Raw genomic sequence first — 255 nt, forward strand, 5'->3', positions numbered from 1 at the left:
TCGGGCCGATGCGGGCGGGGCCGAGCTTGCGGTCCTGGCGCAGGCGGCACACCTGGGTCTCGGTCGCCGCCGGGGTACGGTGCGGTGTCGTCAGGGGCCGGCTGGAGCGGTCGTGCAGCCCTTGCTCACCCTCGGACCTCCAGCGGCGGACCCACTTGTGGGCCGTGACGCGGGAGATGCCCATCTCGGCTGCGACATGTGCCACGGGACGGCCGCTGCGGACACGCTCGATGAGCAGCCGCCTGCCGTGAACGG

The 255-nt window shown here is 73.7% G+C and carries 1 protein-coding gene; it reads right to left on the bottom strand.

Annotated features, from left to right (window positions below):
• Window positions 1–255: helix-turn-helix domain-containing protein (locus tag DMH12_RS38835; protein WP_148107626.1), on the bottom strand; the 255-nt coding region annotated here is incomplete at both ends.

The sequence above is a fragment of the Streptomyces sp. WAC 04229 genome, assembly GCF_003947455.1.
Classification (GTDB): Bacteria; Actinomycetota; Actinomycetes; order Streptomycetales; family Streptomycetaceae; genus Streptomyces.